The following is a 15,372-nucleotide window of genomic DNA, read 5'->3' as shown; positions in this document are numbered from 1 at the left end:
GCACCGAGCTGAGCCGCCGCCTCCGAGCCGAGGCGCCGCCTCCCTACCGAGGCACGCCTCCGAGCCGAGGCATGCCCTCCGCGACCCGAACTCCCGACCGGTTCCCAGGACTCCAGGACTTCCCCATGCTCCGTACCGCCTTGCGCAATGTCTTCGCGCACAAGGCCCGGCTGCTGATGACGATGCTCGCCGTGCTCCTCGGCGTCGCCTTCGTCTCCGGCACCCTGGTCTTCACCTCGACCATCTCCGACGCCTGGAAGAGCAGCTCCCAGAAGGGCTACAGCAGCGTCGACGTCTCCATCCAGCAGGACGGCGGCGACAGCGACAAGGGCCGTCCCGACTCGGACACGCCGCTGACCCAGCGCACCCTCGACAAGGCCGCCGCGCTGCCCGGCGCCAAGTCCGCGACGGGTGACGTCTCCGGCTTCGCCGCGCTCTCCGACAAGAAGGGCAAGCTCGTCGGCGACGGCTTCGCGACGAACGGCGGCAACTACTTCACGGGGCAGGACGGTTCCGGCTCCGACCCGCGCTACGCGATGGAGAAGGGCAAGGCTCCCTCGGCCCGCGGCGAGATCGCCATCGACGAGAAGTCCGCCGACCGTGCCGGTTACAAGGTCGGGGACACCGCCCGCCTCTCCGTCAACGGCCCCGTGCGCGACGAGAAGATCAGCGGCATCTTCTCCACCGACGACGGGAACGTCGCCGCGGGCGGCACCCTCGTCCTCTTCGACAACGCCACGGCGCAGCAGCTCTTCGCCAAGCCCGGCGAGTACACGAAGATCAACGTGCAGGCGAAGAGCGGCGTCTCGCAGGCCGCGCTGCAGCAGCAGGCCGAGAAGGTCCTCCCGAAGGGCACCGAGGCCGTCACCGGCAAGAAGCTCGCCGACGACGAGGCCAAGTCGATCGCGAGCAGCATGTCCGGCATGCAGACCTCGATGCTGGCCTTCGCCGGGATCGCGCTGTTCGTCGGCATCTTCATCATCGCCAACACCTTCACCATGCTGGTAGCCCAGCGCACCAAGGAGCTGGCGCTGCTCCGCGCCGTCGGCGCGAGCCGCCGCCAGGTGACGCGCTCGGTGCTGATCGAGGCGCTCGTCGTGGGCGTCGTCGCGGGCCTCGCCGGGATGGGCGCGGGCATCGGCATCGGCGCCGGACTGCGCGCGCTGGTCGGCAGCATGGGCGAGATGCCCGACGGGCCGCTGGTCATCGCGCCGTCCACGGTCGCCGTCTCGCTGATCGTCGGCGTCGTCGTCACGGTCCTCGCGGCCTGGCTGCCCGCCCGCCGCGCCGCCAAGATCCCGCCGGTCGCCGCGATGAGCAGCGTCCACGCCCCGGCCTCGACCCGCTCGCTGGTCGTACGGAACAGCATCGGCGCCGTCTTCGCGGGCCTCGGCATCGCCCTGGTGCTCTTCTCGACCGCGCAGGACGACGGCAAGGCGCCGCTCGGCTTCGGTGCCGGGCTGCTGCTGATCGGCGTCTTCGTGCTGACGCCGCTGCTGTCCCGCCCGCTGATCGCGGCGGCGGGCCCGGTGCTCCGGCTCTTCAACGTCAGCGGCAAGCTGGCCCGGCAGAACGCGGTGCGCAACCCGCGGCGTACGGCGGCGACCGCCTCCGCGCTGATGATAGGGCTTACCCTGATCACCGGCCTGACCGTCATCGCGGGCGGTGTCCAGAAGGGCATCGACAAGATGGCGAGCGACTCCCTCAAGGCCGATTACACGGTCTCGATGGCCAACTTCACCCCGCTCTCGCCGGACGTGGAGAAGAAGCTCACCGCCCAGCCCGAGGTCACCGCCAGCTCCGCGCTGCGCAACGCCCCGGCGGCCATCGGCTCCGGCGAGGAGAACCTGACGGGCGTCAACGGCCGTACGATCGGCAAGCTCACCTCCCTCGACTTCCAGGAGGGCTCGTTCGCCGGGCTCTCCGGCAGCGGGAAGGCCGTGGTCGACACGGACACGGCCGAGGAGAAGGGCTGGAAGGTCGGCTCCCGGTTCTCGGCGACGTTCCAGGACGGCAAGAAGGAGAGCCTGACCGTCTCGGGGCTCTACAAGGGCAACGAGATGATCACCGGCATCATGGTCGACAACGCCGTGGTGACCCCGCACCTCGACAAGGTCCTCGACATGCAGGTCATGGCGAAGACCAAGGGCGGCGCCTCGGCCGACGCCAAGGAGTCGCTGGAGAAGGCCCTCGGTGACAACCCGGCCGTCCTGGTCCAGGACAAGAAGGACATCTCCGAGGGCATCTCGCAGATGATCAACATCATGCTGAACGTGCTCTACGGGCTGCTCGCGATGGCCGTCATCGTCGCGGTCCTCGGCGTGATCAACACGCTGGCGATGTCCGTCTTCGAGCGCAGCCAGGAGATCGGGATGCTCCGCGCGATCGGCCTCGACCGCCGCGGCATCAAGCGGATGGTCCGCCTGGAGTCCCTGGTCATCTCCCTCTTCGGCGGTGTCCTCGGCATCGGCCTCGGCGTCTTCTTCGGCTGGGCCGCGGGCGACCTGATCGCCGGCTCCGGGCTGGACACGTACGAGCTGGTCCTGCCCTGGGACCGGATGGCCCTCTTCCTCGGGCTGGCCGCCGTGGTCGGCGTCCTGGCCGCCCTCTGGCCCGCCCGCCGCGCCGCGCGGCTGAACATGCTGGCGGCGATCAAGAGCGAGTAGCGCAGGAGCGGCACGGCACAGCACAGCGCACCGCAAGCGGCCCGGCCCGCCCCCGCGAGGGGCGTGCCGGGCCGCTTCCGTGTCGCGGGGTCAGCGAGCCCGCGTCACCGCGGTCCGACGCCCGACAGGTCCTGCGCGAAGCGCCCCGTCACATACGCCATCGCGTCCCCGTACTGCCCGAAGAACCGGCGGTCGATCCGGTCGATCCGGTCGCAGGTCTGGTGGTAGCACGGGTCGAGGTACTGCCCCGCCGTGCCGCCGAACAGCCGCTCCCACTCGGGCGTCTTGATGTGGTCGTATCCGCCCGAGCCGCCGCCCGTCGGGATGCCCGCCTCGAAGAACGGGGCGTAGTCCGAGCGGTGGTCGAAGTCCATGGGAACCGTGGGCAGCCCGCGGCGCGCGAAGTACCCGGTGAACTCCCGCTCGATCGTGTCCGATCCCGGCGGTCCCGCGCCCGTCCCCGTGCCGTCGCTGTCGTCACCGTCGTAGACCATCCGCGCGTAGTTGGAGGCGCCGAGCGTCTCGAAGTTGAGGTTCAGGGCGTGGGACTTCAGCTCGGACGGCGAGAGCGATTCCACGTAGTGCCTGGATCCGAGCACCGCGCGCTCCTCCGCGCCCCAGAAGGCGAACCGCACCTGGTTGCGCACCTGGCCCGCATGGGGCGCCAGCCGCAGCGCGGTCTCCAGCACCATCGCGGCGCTGGTCGCGTTGTCGTCGATGCCCGGCCCCTCGCGCCCGCCGTCCAGGTGCGCGCCCACCACGACCTTGCGGCCCGGGTCGCCGGTCGGCGTGTCGGCCAGCAGGTTGAAGGTCCTGGTGCGTTTCTGCCGTCCCCGCAGGTCGACCTGGAGCGTCACGGGCTTCCCCGTGGCGGCGTCGGCGGTCAGCTGCTCGCTCTCCCGGCGGGACAGCGTGGCGGCCGGGATGGCGTCGGCGGACGGGGTCGTGAAGTACCGCTGCCGCAGGTCGGCACCCGGCGCTCCGGTGTTGAGCAGGACCAGCCGCGCCCCGGCCTCCTTCGCGACCCGCTGCTTCTGGTCGACGGCGCACCCCTTGCCCTGCACGAGCGCGATACGGCCACGGGCCGCCGCCTGCTCGTACTCCTCGGCGGTGCACCCCGAGCCCGGCAGGACGGCCAGCCCGGCGTGCACCCCGCCCTCGGGGGTGGAGGAGCTGAACTCGGCCATGAGCGGGTGGAGTTCGCGGCTCACGGGACCGGTCGCGGCCGCCGTCTCCCGGAGCGGTTCGAAGTCGGGGAAGGAGAAGCGCTGCACGCGCACGTCGTATCCGGCGGCGGTGAGCTTCTTCTTGACGTACTCCGCCGAGACCGCGTAGGCGGGAGAACCGGCGGAGCGCTCCCCTCCGTTCTCGTCCGTGATCCGCTGGAAGGCGCTGAGATGGCGGAACGCCGCGGGTTCCTTCACGTCCCGCTCAAGGCGCTCCGCGAGAGTCCGCCCGGGGTCGGAGTGGGCCGTCCCGGGAAGCGCGGTGGCCACGACGACCGCCGCGAGCACGACGGCCCCCAGGGCTAACCGGCTGGACAGACCTGCCATGGACAGCCTCCCGACGTTTCGGCACATGCGCACCCGACGTCTCAGGAGCCTATGGCCGCTCCTCGTCCATCAGAAGCCCCGGGAGGGGCGGAGGTCCGCGCCTCCGCCCCTCCCTTCCGCTCCCTTCCGCGTCCGTACGGCCTACGCGCCGTCGGCCGTCCACACGCGGGAGCGCAGCGGGAGGCCCGAGGTGCCCGACTCCGGGGTCCGCACGGCCAGCACCTGGTTGACGCCGATCCGGTTGCGCTCGAAGGCGAGCGCGGAGGCGGCCATGTAGAGGCGCCAGATGCGGGCGCGGCCCGGCGAGGAGAGGCGGACGGCCCGGCCGAAGTCGGACTCCAGGTTCGCGACCCAGGCCCGCAGCGTCAGCGCGTAGTGCTCGCGCAGCGACTCCACGTCCCGCACCTCGAACCCGGCCTCCTCCAGCGCGCCCACGGTCCGCCCGAGGGGCGCGAGTTCGCCGTCGGGGAAGACGTACGCGTCGATGAACTCGTCGACCTCGTACGCCTCCTCGTCGGCCAGCGGGCGGCGCGCGATCTGGTGGTTGAGCAGCCGGCCGCCCGGCTTCAGCAGCTTGTGGAGGTCCGCGGCGTACTCGGCGTAGCGCGCCTTGCCGACGTGCTCGGCCATGCCGACCGAGGAGATGGCGTCGTACGGGCCGTCGTCCACCTCCCGGTAGTCCTGGACGCGGATCTCCACCCGGTCCGTCAGGCCCTCCTCCGCGACCCGCTTACGGGCGTACGCCGCCTGCTCCCGCGACAGCGTGACGGCGACGGCGCTCACCCCGTACTCGCGCGCCGCGTGCAGCACCAGCGAGCCCCAGCCCCCGCCGACGTCCAGCAGCCGCTGGCCCTCGCGCAGCGCGAGCTTGCGGCAGATGAGGTCGAGCTTGTCGCGCTGGGCGCCCTCCAGGGTCCCCTCGGGGGCCCAGTAGGCGCAGGAGTAGACCATGGACGGGCCGAGCACCAGCTCGTAGAAGTCGTTGCCCACGTCGTAGTGGTGGCTGATGGCCGCGCGGTCGCGGCGGAGCGTGTGGCGCAGGCCGCCGCGCCGCCGGTTCTCCTCGCGGGGCGGGGGCGGCGGCAGTCCGGGGCCCGCGAGCCGGGCCAGGGAACGCGCCGCCGCGCGGATCTCCGGGTCCCGGGCCAGCGCGAGGGCGCCGCGCCGGGACTCCTCCCCCTCGGCGGCCTCGGGCCGCTCCCAGATCAGCTCGGCCAGCGCATCGAGCGCCTCGTACAGATCGCCCTCGACGTCGATCTCGCCCGCCACCCACGCGCGGGCCAGGCCCAGCTCGCCCGGGCGCCACAGGATGCGCCGCAGCGCGCGCCGGTGCCGGATGACGAGGACGGGGGCGCCGGGCGGCCCCGCCTCGCTGTGGTCCCAGGCCCGGATCCGGACCGGCACGGGACTTCCCAGGAGCTTCTCCGCCAGCGCGAGGAGCTGCGGCGCGGCAGCCGACATACGTACACACCTCCGTGGAATGAAGGGGTGGATTCCCCATACACGTAACGCGTGCGGGAACCGTCGTATGCCCACTGTGCACAGAAATCCACGGACACGCGAAAGGGGCGTGAGCCCCACGGATGGCTCACGCCCCTCGGCGTGCTGTGCGACGTACGCGTGCGAGACGCGTGCGTAGTGTCCGGTCAGGACGCCTTGGCGGTGTCCTTGTCCTTCACGTCCTGCGAGGGAACGGCAGCGGCCTCGGCCTCGGCCTCCGCCTTCTTGGCGGCGGCAGCGGCGGTCACCGGCGCCGCCGCCTCGTAGAACTCGCCGCGCGGGTGCTCCATCGCGCCGAGCGAGACGACCTCGCGCTTGAGGAACATGCCGAGCGCCCAGTCGGCCAGGACCCGGATCTTGCGGTTGAAGGTCGGGACGGCCATGCCGTGGTAGCCACGGTGCATGTACCAGGCCAGCCGGCCCTTCAGCTTGATCTTGGTCTTGCCGAAGACGATCATCGCGACGCCCTTGTGCAGGCCGAGACCCGCGACGGCGCCCTTGTTGGCGTGCTTGTACTTGCCCTGCGGGAAGCCGCGCAGCCCGGAGATGACGTTGTCACCGAGCGCCTTGGCCTGCCGCAGCGCGTGCTGCGCGTTGGGCGGGCAGAAGGCGTTCTCCTTGTCGGAGGCCAGGTCCGGGACCTGGGCGTTGTCGCCCGCGGCCCAGATGTAGTCGGTGCCCTTGACCTGCATCGTCGCGTCGACGTCGACGTGGCCCTTGGGGCCCAGCGGCAGGCCGAAGCGGGCCAGCGCCGGGTTGGGCTTGACGCCCGCGGTCCACACGATGGTGGAGGAGTCGACCTCCAGGCCGTTCTTCAGCACCACGTGGCCGTCCACGCAGGAGTCCATCGAGGTCTGGAGGTAGACCTCGATACCGCGCTTCTTCAGGTGCTCCAGGCCCCACTCGCCGAGCTTCGGGCCGACCTCGGGAAGGATCCCGGGGGCCGCGTCCACGAGGATGAAGCGCATGTCCTCGCGCTTCACGTTCGGGTAGTACTTGGCGGCGTCCCTGGCCATGTCCTCGACCTCGCCGATCGTCTCGGCACCGGCGAAGCCGCCGCCGATGAAGACGAACGTGAGCGCCTTGCGGCGGGCCTCCTCGTCGTGCGTGGAGTCGGCCTTGTCGAGCTGTTCGAGGACGTGGTTGCGCAGACCGATCGCCTCTTCGACGCCCTTCATCCCGATCCCGTTCTCGGCCAGCCCGGGCACGGGGAAGGTGCGCGAGACGGCACCCATCGCGATGACGAGGTAGTCGAACGGCAGCTCGTACGGGTCTCCGACGAGCGGCGCCACCGACGCGACCTTGCGGTCCTGGTCGATGGTGGTGACCCGGCCGGTGAGGACCTCAGCCTTCGGGAGCACGCGTCGCAGGGGGACCACGACGTGGCGGGGAGAGATGCTGCCGGCGGCGGTTTCGGGAAGGAAGGGCTGGTACGTCATGTACGACCGCGGGTCGACGACGGTGACCGTCGCCTCGCCGTAGCGCATCTTCTTGAGGATGCGCCGTGCCGCGTACAGACCGACGTACCCGCCACCCACTACGAGGATTCGGGGACGCTCCGTGGTGCTCATGAAATCGAGTATCCACCCAGGGACCCGGGTGACTTCGTGAGGGTCTTCACAAGCATGAGGGGCCCCTCTGCTACACTCCCCCGCCCCGTACCGGTCTGTCCCGGCGCGTCCTACTCCACCCCTCGCGAGCTGCACCGATTCCCGAGGGTCACCGGCGCCCCAGAGGCCCGTCCGCCAGCACACCCGACTCGCGCCCCGCTCAACCCCGCGGAACGTCTCATTCCGGCCCCTATATAGCTCTCACCGGCGCCTTTTTCATGTGAAGAGTTTCACAAAACTCTCTGCGCGCGCGGCTCCGCTGACCGCCGAGGGCCTGCCTCATCCCTATCAGCGGAGTACGAGAACGCTCAAGTGAGACCTTTACGGTCCCCTTAGCGGGTCGGCGCCGGCCCCACGGCCCACGCCGCACGGCCGACGCCGAAACCGGGCACCTCAGCCCCGGGCCAGGCCCCGGACCAGGCCCCTGCCCAGGTCCCGGATCAGGTCCCCGGCTTCTTGACCCAGCCCTTGGCGACCAGGTTGTCGCACCTGGACACGGCATCCTTCTTGCCCTGCCTCTTCGCTTCCTTGATGCAGTCGGAGTACGGGAACGGGGCGCCGCCCGCCCGCGCCTGCGTCTGGCCGGCGGGAGCGGCCTGGACCGTCGCCCCCGAGAACACCACACCGCTCACCGCAACAGCCGCAGCCAGAGCGAAGGTCAACCGTCGCATCGCTGTCCTCTCTTCCTGTGCCGAAGCCCGGTGCTCCGGACACGCGAGAGCCCTGCCGCAGCTCATCGGTCGATCAGCCGCTCGACAAGACCCGTCCCAGCACAACGAGCCGACCGACCACGAGAAACGTCACGCCACCGGCGGTGTCGGCCAGACGAGCCCCTCCCGAGCGGAAGCCTTGACAGGGTTGAGGGGCGAGTCGAGCCAAGGGGTATGGATGCCGTCGGGGGCGACGGTCAGGCCGAAGCGGGCGTAGCCAGGGCGGCCCTGCTCCGTCCACCAGGCGAAGGCGGCCTCGACCTCGTCCCACAAGTGGCGGGGGCCGTCCTGGTAGACGACGAACTCGGTCACGTCCGGGTCGTAGTCGACGGTCGCCCAGGAGGTGACCGCCTCGTCCCGCAGCCACAACGTGTACGCGCCGGTGTCGCCATACTGTTCTGCCCAGGGAAAGACGCCGCTGGTGCGGAGCCCGAGCACGAACATGGGGAGCCAGTCGCCCACGTCCTCCGGCGACAGGGCCGTGCGGGAGCGGACTGCGTCGGCGGGCCAGTCGTTCCCCGCCAGATACTCCCTTGTGTGCCTCCGGTTGGAGCGTTGCTGCCGCAGCCGCATGAAGGACGCGCCGCCGACGAACGGCCCGGACGCCGTCCCGTCCTCCCCCACGGTGAGCTGTACGACGGCGCCAGCGCCGTACGTGGGCGCGTACGGGGCGACGATCAGCCCGCCCGGCCGCGTCTGCCGGACAGCGGCCTGCGGCACGTCCCGTACGGACGCGGTGAACAGCACGCGGTCGTACGGGGCCGCGGGCGCGTACCCCTCGGCGCCGTCGCCGACGACGGTCGTCGGCGCGTAGCCCTTACGGCGGAGTGCCTGCCGTGCCCACTGGGCGTTCTGCGGGTCCACCTCGACCGTGAACACGTGGGGCGAGCCGAGGCGTTCGCACAGCAGCGCGGTGCACCAGCCCGTTCCGGTGCCGACCTCCAGCGCCTTGTGGCCCGGGGCCGCGTCCAGCGTGGCGAGCATCGAGAAGACCATGGTGGGCTGCGAGTTCGAGCAGGACGGGGACGTGCCGGGCTCCGGCCCGGTGTGGGCGCCGTCGTCGTACTGCGTGGTCAAGGACCGGTCCGAGTAGACCGCCTCCCGCCACGCCTCGGGCTCCGCCGTACGGTCGATGGCCCGGCCCTGCCGCGCGCCGCCCCTGCCCGGCCAGAACACGTCCGGGACGAACGCCTCACGCGGCACCGCCTCGTACGCGGGCAGCCAGTCGGAGGTCAGCGCCCCGTTCTCCAGGAGCACGGAGGCCAGCCGCGCGGGACCGGCCTCCCGCCCCTCATGCGCCTCGGCCACTACCGCTGCTGCTCGTCGCTGTGACCGGAGTCGTCACCCTGCTGCATGGCCGCCTCTCTCTCATTCGGTGTGCCATCGGATCGTGCGCCGTCCCACGGGAGCGGGACGACAGCTCATCGGAAACGCATGGACGGCGAGCCGCCCCCGCGGTCCGGGCAGGCCGCGGCAGGGCACCGGCACGGCGGGTACCGCATCGACCAGGCGAAGCCGGGGCCCTCGTCGGAGACGACCTCGCGGGGTGGCTCCCACGCGACGACGAAGCGGCCGCCGTTCGCCACCAGGGCTGTCAGCACGTGGCCGACGCGCAGCGTCATCCGGCTGGCGTTCACGAGGCGGTCGCGCGCAGGAGCGCCGACAGGAGGCGGGCGTCGTCGGTCGTCAGGGACAGGCGTGGTGCTCCGTCCGTCACGGGGTCGAGGGTCGTCGTCTCCATCCCCAGCGTGGGGAGCACAACGCCACGCAGCGCGGCCACTTCCCGCAGCGCGTCGAGCGCGCCCTCGGCGTCCCGGATGCGCTCACGCCGTGTCTTCCTTTGACTGGATGCTCCCGAGCTGCTCATGCAACCCAGGTTGGGGCACCGGGAGTTGATTGCACTGGTGACAAACGGTGACTACCCGGTACTACGCTGGTTGTCACCATGGAGGACTTCATCCGCCGGGTGCACGCTGCCCTCGACGAGCGCGGCCTCAGCATCCGAGAAGTGTCTCGCGCGCTGCACTACGACCACGCTTATCTTTCTCGCGTGCTCGCCGGGAAGCAGCGCCCCTCCCGACGCATGGCGCGCAGGCTCGACGACCTCCTCGGCGCAGACGGCAGCATCGCCGACAAGGTCACACCACGCGTCCCCTCCCAGCCCTCTGAGAGTCGCGAGCCGACCCTCGCCGACTTCCTGCCCGACGGAGATCCCCTCGCCCCTCTCAAGGCTCGTCGGGGGCGCCGCATCGGCGCTCAGGATGTGAGCGACCTCGCCGCCCGCGTGCACGGGCTACGCCTCGCGGATGACGTGATCGGTGGGCGTGACACACTCCCGCGCGCCTTGCGAGAGCTACGGTCCGCCGTCGCGCTGTACCGCGAAGGTGTGCACACCGACGAGGTCGGCCGCGCGCTCCTGGCCGAAGTCGCCGAGCTGGCCCAGATCGCAGGATGGATCGCCAGCGACGCGGGCAACCACGCCGACGCCGAGAACGCCTACCGCCTCGGCCTCAGCGCGGCCGAGCGCGCCGGAGACGCCACGCTCGCGGGCCAGCTCCTCAGCACACTCTCGTATCAGGTCGCCAACGTCGGCGAACCGCGCGAAGCGGTCGCCATGGCGCACGCAGCCGTGGAGCGCGCGCGAACCGTCGCACCGCCCCGCGCCCGCGCGCTCTTCTTCGACCGGCTCGCCTGGGCCCACACCAAGGCCGGAGACGTCCAGCCCGCCATACGTGCACTCAGCGAGGCACACGAAGCGCTCACCACCAGGGCGCCCGAGCCCGACCCTTCGTGGCTGTACTGGGTGTCCGAGGACGAACTAGAGATCATGGACGCCCGGGTGTTCACAGAACTGCACCGCCCCCTGCGCGCCGTGCCGCTTCTGTCCCGGGTCCTCGACCGGTACGACGCTGCGCACGCCCGAGAGCTGGCGTTGTACCTCTCCTGGCTCGCCATGGCCTACGCCGACGCGAACGAGCCCGGGCAGGCCGCCGCCGTCGCCGAGCGCATGTTCGCCATGTCCGCCTCTGTGGCCTCGGCCCGTACAGACACGCGCGCGGACGCCGTGCGTACCCGGCTCACCGAGTACCGAGAGGTACCCGAGGTCCGCTCAGTGCTGTCACTCGACCACACGAGCCCATAGCGGCAGCGAGCGCCCCGCGGCCGACACCGGCCAACGCGACAGTGCCCCCGGCAGTCTCCCGCCGGGGGCCCTGCGCGATCACGCTTGACCAGTTCATCCGAAGGGTGATCTACACACCCCGCCGCAGGTCAGTTCTCTTCGTCGGCCTGCTCGGCGTCTTCTGCCACTTTGAAAGCGATGCCGTCCAGGATGTCGTGTTCGCTGACCACGAGCTCTTCCGTACCCGTGCGCTCCATGATGGTCAGGAGGACCAGGGCGCCCGCGTTGATGACGTCGACGCGGCCCGGGTGCATGGCCGGGAGGGCGGCTCGTTCGTCGTGGGTGGCGGCCAGGAGGCGGGTCGCCTGGGTGCGGGTCTCTTCGCGGGTGAGGCGGGCGTGGTGGATGCGCGACGGGTCGTAGGTGTCCAGGTCCAGGGCGAGGGCGGCCAGGGTCGTGACCGTGCCCGCTAGGCCTACCAGGGTGTGGGCGGAGCGTACGGGGACCGTCTTCTCGGCCTCGGCCAGCGCCGACTCGACGTCCGCGCGGATCGCGGCGATCTGGTCCGGGGAGGGGGTCTCGGTGATCGTGCCGTCGGGACGCGTGAGGTGGCGTTCCGTGAGGCGGACGCAGCCTACGTCCACGCTGCGTGCGGCCTCCACCTCGCCGTCGCCGACGACGAACTCGGTGGAGCCGCCGCCGATGTCCACCACGAGGTAGGGGGCGGGGTGCGTGGCACGGTCCAGTTCGCGGGTGGCGCCCGTGTAGGAGAACTCGGCCTCCTGGTCGCCGGTGATGACCTCCGGCTCGACGCCGAGGATGTCCACGACGCCGCGTACGAACTCTTCGCGGTTCTCCGCGTCCCGGGAGGCCGATGTCGCTACGAAGCGGAGGCGGTCGGGGGCGACTCCGAACTCCGCCAGCACCGAGGCGTACGTGCGGCATGCCGCGAACGTACGTTCAAGGGCCTCCGGCGCCAGCCGTCCCGTACGGTCCACGCCCTGGCCCAGGCGGACGATCTCCATCCTCCGGTCCAGGTCGTGGAGTTCGCCCGTGTCCGGGTCGAGGTCCGCCACCAGGAGGCGGATGGAGTTGGTGCCGCAGTCGATCGCGGCCACCCTCGTCATGCTCATGGAGTCACCTCCGGCGCCGGTACGTCCACGCACGGGCCCTTCTTCCACCACTCCGGGAGCATCGCGAGCGCCTCGTCGCCGAGCGGGTTCACGCCGGGGCCCGCGACCAGGGAGTGGGCCACGAGCACGTGCAGGCACTTCACGCGGTCCGGCATGCCGCCCGCGCTGGGGAAGCCGGTCAGCTCCTCGATGGCGTCGCGCCGCGCGAGGTAGTCCTCGTGCGCGGCGCGGTACGCGTCGGCCAGCTCCGCGTCCTCCGCCAGGCGGGCCGTCATCTCCTTCATCACGCCGTTCGCCTCCAGCGTGCCGATGGCGGAGGCGGCGCGGGGGCACGTCAGGTAGTACGTGGTGGGGAACGGCGTGCCGTCCTCCAGGCGGGGCGCCGTCTCGACGACGTCCGGCAGCCCGCAGGGGCAGCGGTGCGCGATGGCGCGCAGCCCGCGCGGCGGGCGGCCGAGCTGCTCCTTGAAGGCCGCGATGTCCGCGTCCGTCGGCGTCGTCGGCTCGGTCTGAGGGGGTGGGGTGTCCATGCGTTCTTTCATGAAGGGTGGCGTCAGTGGGCGCTCGCCTGGTCGGCGGTGTCCACGCCGTCCCAGAGGTTCTCGTACCAGGCCCGGTCGGCCGGGCGGCGGTCGACGGGGCGGTGCGGGTCGGCGGTGCCGTCCCGCATGATGAAGCCGGTCTCTCCCGGCCGTACGAAGTGCAGGTGTTCGCGCGCCTGCTGCTCCACGTACGCCGGGTCCTGCCAGCGGGCGCGCAGCTCGCGCAGCTCGTGGACCTGCTCGCGGGCGCGGTCGGCCTGACGGCGCTGGTCGGCGATGTCCGAGCGCTGCGAGACGTACTGCCGCGTGGGGTACGCGAGCGCGACGACGAGGGAGCAGAGAACGAGCGCGAGCAGGGCGGCCCTGCCGGTGAGCCGGCCCTTGCGCGGGGCTCTGACGCGTTTGCTCTGCGCCCGGTAGACGCGCTCGGCGGCGCCTGCTCCCAGCGCGCGCAGCCGCGTGGCCGTCGAGAAGCGGTCCCGTGCCAATGTTCTTCCTCCGCAGAGGGGCGATGGGTGCGTGGGATGCGTGGTGCGTGATGCGTGGGTCCGGCAGGGGGGAGGGGGAGAGGGGGGCCGTGCCCTCGTGGCGGCGGCCCTCCTCTCCCCGTCAGCGCGTGGTCACCGCTTGTAGCGGGGGAACGCGGACCGGCCCGCGTAGACCGCCGCGTCGTCGAGGATCTCCTCGATGCGCAGCAGCTGGTTGTACTTCGCGACGCGCTCCGAGCGCGCGGGGGCGCCGGACTTGATCTGGCCGCAGTTCACGGCGACGGCGAGGTCGGCGATGGTGACGTCCTCGGTCTCGCCGGAGCGGTGCGACATCATGCACTTGAAGCCGTTGCGCTGCGCCAGCTCGACCGCGTCGAGGGTCTCGGTCAGCGAACCGATCTGGTTGACCTTGACGAGCAGCGCGTTGGCCGCGCCCTCCTCGATGCCGCGGGCGAGGCGCTCGGGGTTGGTGACGAAGAGGTCGTCGCCGACGATCTGGACCTTGTCGCCGAGCTTCTCGGTGAGCACGGTCCAGCCCGCCCAGTCGTCCTCGAACAGCGGGTCCTCGATGGAGACCAGCGGGTAGTCCGCGACGAGCTGCTCGTAGTACTCGGTCATCTCGGCGGCGGAGCGCTTCTGGCCCTCGAACGCGTACGTCCCCTCCTCGTAGAACTCCGAGGCGGCGACGTCCAGGGCGAGGGCGATGTCCTGACCGGCGGTGTAACCGGCCTTCTGGATGGCCTCGATGATCAGGTCGAGGGCCTCACGGTTGGAGCCCAGGTTCGGGGCGAAGCCGCCCTCGTCGCCGAGGCCCGTGGCCAGGCCGCGCTCCTTGAGGACGCCCTTGAGCGCGTGGTAGACCTCCGCGCCCCAGCGCACGGCCTCCGAGAAGGACTCGGCGCCGATCGGGGCGATCATGAACTCCTGGATGTCCACGTTCGAGTCGGCGTGCGAGCCGCCGTTCAGGATGTTCATCATCGGCACCGGGAGCTGGTGCGCGTTCGGGCCGCCGAGGTAGCGGAAGAGGGGCAGGTCGGACGCCTCGGAGGCCGCGTGCGCGACGGCGAGCGAGACGCCGAGGATGGCGTTGGCGCCGAGCGAGGACTTGTCCGCGGTGGCGTCCAGGTCGAACATCGCCTGGTCGATCAGGCGCTGCTCGGTGGCGTCGTAGCCCACCAGCTCCGGACCGATCTGCTCGATGACGGCGAGGACGGCCTTCTCGACGCCCTTGCCGCCGTACCGGGCGGTGTCGCCGTCGCGGAGTTCAAGGGCCTCGAAAGCGCCGGTCGAGGCGCCGGACGGCACGGCAGCACGGCCCGTGCTGCCGTCGTCGAGGCCGACCTCGACCTCGACCGTGGGGTTGCCTCGCGAGTCGAGGATCTCGCGGGCTACGACGACGTCGATGGACGGCACGAGGATCTCCTTCGTATGTGTCTGGCTTTCTCGGACCCGAGCCTAACCGCCGGACAGAGCCGACACCCTCTTCCACCCCTCGCAAACGAAAGGGTGCCCCTTCTCCGCTCGGGAGAAGGGGCACCCTCTGTGTCAGTGCCACCGGCGCGCGGCCGTCAGGCGTAAGCCGTCAGGCTCAGGCGCAGGCCCAGGCGCTCATGCCCTGGATCGAGGCCAGGTTCTCGGCGACGTTGATCTGCTCGGCCTTGGTCGCGAGGTCCGCGCGCGGCGCGAACTTCGTGCCACCGGCCGCCGCCCAGCTGGACTGCGAGAACTGCAGGCCGCCGTAGTAGCCGTTGCCGGTGTTGGTGGACCAGTTGCCGCCCGACTCGCACTGCGCGATGGACTCCCACTTGGCGGAGCCGCCGGACTGTGCCGGGCTGGCCGCCTGCGCGCTGCCCGCCGCCATGAGCGGCGCGGCCACGGCGATGGCCGCGGCACCGGTGAGGGTCGCGATGCGGGTGGTGGTCTTGCGGGTGGTGAGCTGGCGAAGCATGGATCTTCTTTCTTACGGGGACGTGGCAGGTACCCGCTTCAATCAGCGAGTGGTCACGACCGTAAGAGCATCGCCGCAAAACGCTCAAGGGACGGAATACC

General features: G+C 71.2%; 13 protein-coding genes and 1 pseudogene. 2 read left to right on the top strand and 12 right to left on the bottom strand.

The features are described from left to right. The first annotated feature begins 125 nt into the window (after positions 1 to 125). Entirely contained in the window at positions 126 to 2,666 is a 2,541-nt protein-coding gene (locus tag ACGF3A_RS42775; protein WP_393736554.1) for an ABC transporter permease, read from the top strand. 104 nt (positions 2,667 to 2,770) lie between these two features. Here the strand turns inward: ACGF3A_RS42775 and ACGF3A_RS42770 are convergent, their stop codons facing one another. The 7 genes from ACGF3A_RS42770 to ACGF3A_RS42740 all read right to left on the bottom strand — a co-directional run bounded on the left by ACGF3A_RS42770 (position 2,771) and on the right by ACGF3A_RS42740 (position 9,906). Further along, entirely contained in the window at positions 2,771 to 4,219 is a 1,449-nt protein-coding gene (locus ACGF3A_RS42770) for a M20/M25/M40 family metallo-hydrolase (RefSeq protein ID WP_393736552.1), read from the bottom strand. 141 nt (positions 4,220 to 4,360) lie between these two features. Further along, complete coding sequence (locus ACGF3A_RS42765; RefSeq protein WP_393736550.1) at positions 4,361 to 5,680, bottom strand: class I SAM-dependent methyltransferase; 1,320 nt, start codon at positions 5,678 to 5,680, stop codon at positions 4,361 to 4,363. Positions 5,681 to 5,865: 185 nt separating this feature from the next. Beyond that, positions 5,866 to 7,290, bottom strand: coding sequence for an NAD(P)/FAD-dependent oxidoreductase (locus ACGF3A_RS42760; protein ID WP_393736548.1), 1,425 nt, complete (start codon positions 7,288 to 7,290; stop codon positions 5,866 to 5,868). Positions 7,291 to 7,769: 479 nt separating this feature from the next. After that, positions 7,770 to 7,961: a hypothetical protein gene (locus ACGF3A_RS42755; protein ID WP_393736546.1), complete on the bottom strand. Its 192-nt coding sequence runs from the start codon at positions 7,959 to 7,961 to the stop codon at positions 7,770 to 7,772. A gap of 168 nt (positions 7,962 to 8,129) precedes the next feature. Further along, on the bottom strand, positions 8,130 to 9,347 hold the full coding sequence (locus tag ACGF3A_RS42750; RefSeq protein WP_393736543.1) for a methyltransferase domain-containing protein: 1,218 nt from the start codon (positions 9,345 to 9,347) through the stop codon (positions 8,130 to 8,132). A gap of 113 nt (positions 9,348 to 9,460) precedes the next feature. Beyond that, on the bottom strand, positions 9,461 to 9,676 hold the full coding sequence (locus ACGF3A_RS42745; RefSeq protein WP_393736541.1) for a hypothetical protein: 216 nt from the start codon (positions 9,674 to 9,676) through the stop codon (positions 9,461 to 9,463). Then, positions 9,673 to 9,906 (bottom strand): hypothetical protein, encoded by a 234-nt coding sequence (locus ACGF3A_RS42740; protein WP_393736539.1) that lies wholly within the window; start codon positions 9,904 to 9,906, stop codon positions 9,673 to 9,675. The genes ACGF3A_RS42745 and ACGF3A_RS42740 overlap by 4 nt, the downstream gene beginning before the upstream one ends. 78 nt (positions 9,907 to 9,984) lie before the next feature. Between ACGF3A_RS42740 and ACGF3A_RS42735 the strand changes: the two genes are divergently transcribed. Further along, positions 9,985 to 11,181 carry a helix-turn-helix domain-containing protein gene (locus ACGF3A_RS42735; protein ID WP_393736537.1) on the top strand — a complete coding sequence of 399 codons (1,197 nt, stop codon included), beginning with the start codon at positions 9,985 to 9,987 and terminating at the stop codon, positions 11,179 to 11,181. 128 nt (positions 11,182 to 11,309) lie between these two features. Here the strand turns inward: ACGF3A_RS42735 and ACGF3A_RS42730 are convergent, their stop codons facing one another. The 5 genes and pseudogenes from ACGF3A_RS42730 to ACGF3A_RS42710 all read right to left on the bottom strand — a co-directional run. Beyond that, positions 11,310 to 12,287 (bottom strand): exopolyphosphatase, encoded by a 978-nt coding sequence (locus ACGF3A_RS42730; protein ID WP_393736675.1) that lies wholly within the window; start codon positions 12,285 to 12,287, stop codon positions 11,310 to 11,312. Between the two features lie 2 nt (positions 12,288 to 12,289). Next, positions 12,290 to 12,823, bottom strand: a complete 534-nt coding sequence (locus ACGF3A_RS42725; RefSeq protein ID WP_393736535.1) for a DUF501 domain-containing protein — start codon at positions 12,821 to 12,823, stop codon at positions 12,290 to 12,292. A 23-nt stretch (positions 12,824 to 12,846) separates the two neighbouring features. After that, entirely contained in the window at positions 12,847 to 13,323 is a 477-nt protein-coding gene (locus ACGF3A_RS42720) for a septum formation initiator family protein (RefSeq protein WP_393736532.1), read from the bottom strand. Positions 13,324 to 13,455: 132 nt separating this feature from the next. Then, positions 13,456 to 14,736 carry a phosphopyruvate hydratase gene (gene eno / locus ACGF3A_RS42715; RefSeq protein ID WP_393736530.1) on the bottom strand — a complete coding sequence of 427 codons (1,281 nt, stop codon included), beginning with the start codon at positions 14,734 to 14,736 and terminating at the stop codon, positions 13,456 to 13,458. Positions 14,737 to 14,914: 178 nt separating this feature from the next. Next, positions 14,915 to 15,271: pseudogene (locus ACGF3A_RS42710) on the bottom strand (transglycosylase family protein); the annotation flags it as partial. Positions 15,272 to 15,372 lie beyond the last annotated feature (101 nt).

It is taken from the genome of Streptomyces sp. NPDC048172 (genome assembly GCF_043202595.1).
Classification (GTDB): Bacteria; Actinomycetota; Actinomycetes; order Streptomycetales; family Streptomycetaceae; genus Streptomyces.
The sequence above is the reverse complement of the archived record's forward strand: the minus strand, read 5'-3'. Positions and strand labels throughout refer to the sequence as shown.

Coding starts and splice junctions, on each gene's coding strand:
- ACGF3A_RS42775 (WP_393736554.1), top strand. CDS start 126: ATGCTCCGTACCGCCTTGCGCAATGTCTTCGCGCACAAGGCCCGGCTG.
- ACGF3A_RS42770 (WP_393736552.1), bottom strand. CDS start 4,219: ATGGCAGGTCTGTCCAGCCGGTTAGCCCTGGGGGCCGTCGTGCTCGCG.
- ACGF3A_RS42765 (WP_393736550.1), bottom strand. CDS start 5,680: ATGTCGGCTGCCGCGCCGCAGCTCCTCGCGCTGGCGGAGAAGCTCCTG.
- ACGF3A_RS42760 (WP_393736548.1), bottom strand. CDS start 7,290: ATGAGCACCACGGAGCGTCCCCGAATCCTCGTAGTGGGTGGCGGGTAC.
- ACGF3A_RS42740 (WP_393736539.1), bottom strand. CDS start 9,906: ATGAGCAGCTCGGGAGCATCCAGTCAAAGGAAGACACGGCGTGAGCGC.
- ACGF3A_RS42735 (WP_393736537.1), top strand. CDS start 9,985: ATGGAGGACTTCATCCGCCGGGTGCACGCTGCCCTCGACGAGCGCGGC.
- ACGF3A_RS42730 (WP_393736675.1), bottom strand. CDS start 12,287: ATGACGAGGGTGGCCGCGATCGACTGCGGCACCAACTCCATCCGCCTC.
- ACGF3A_RS42725 (WP_393736535.1), bottom strand. CDS start 12,823: ATGGACACCCCACCCCCTCAGACCGAGCCGACGACGCCGACGGACGCG.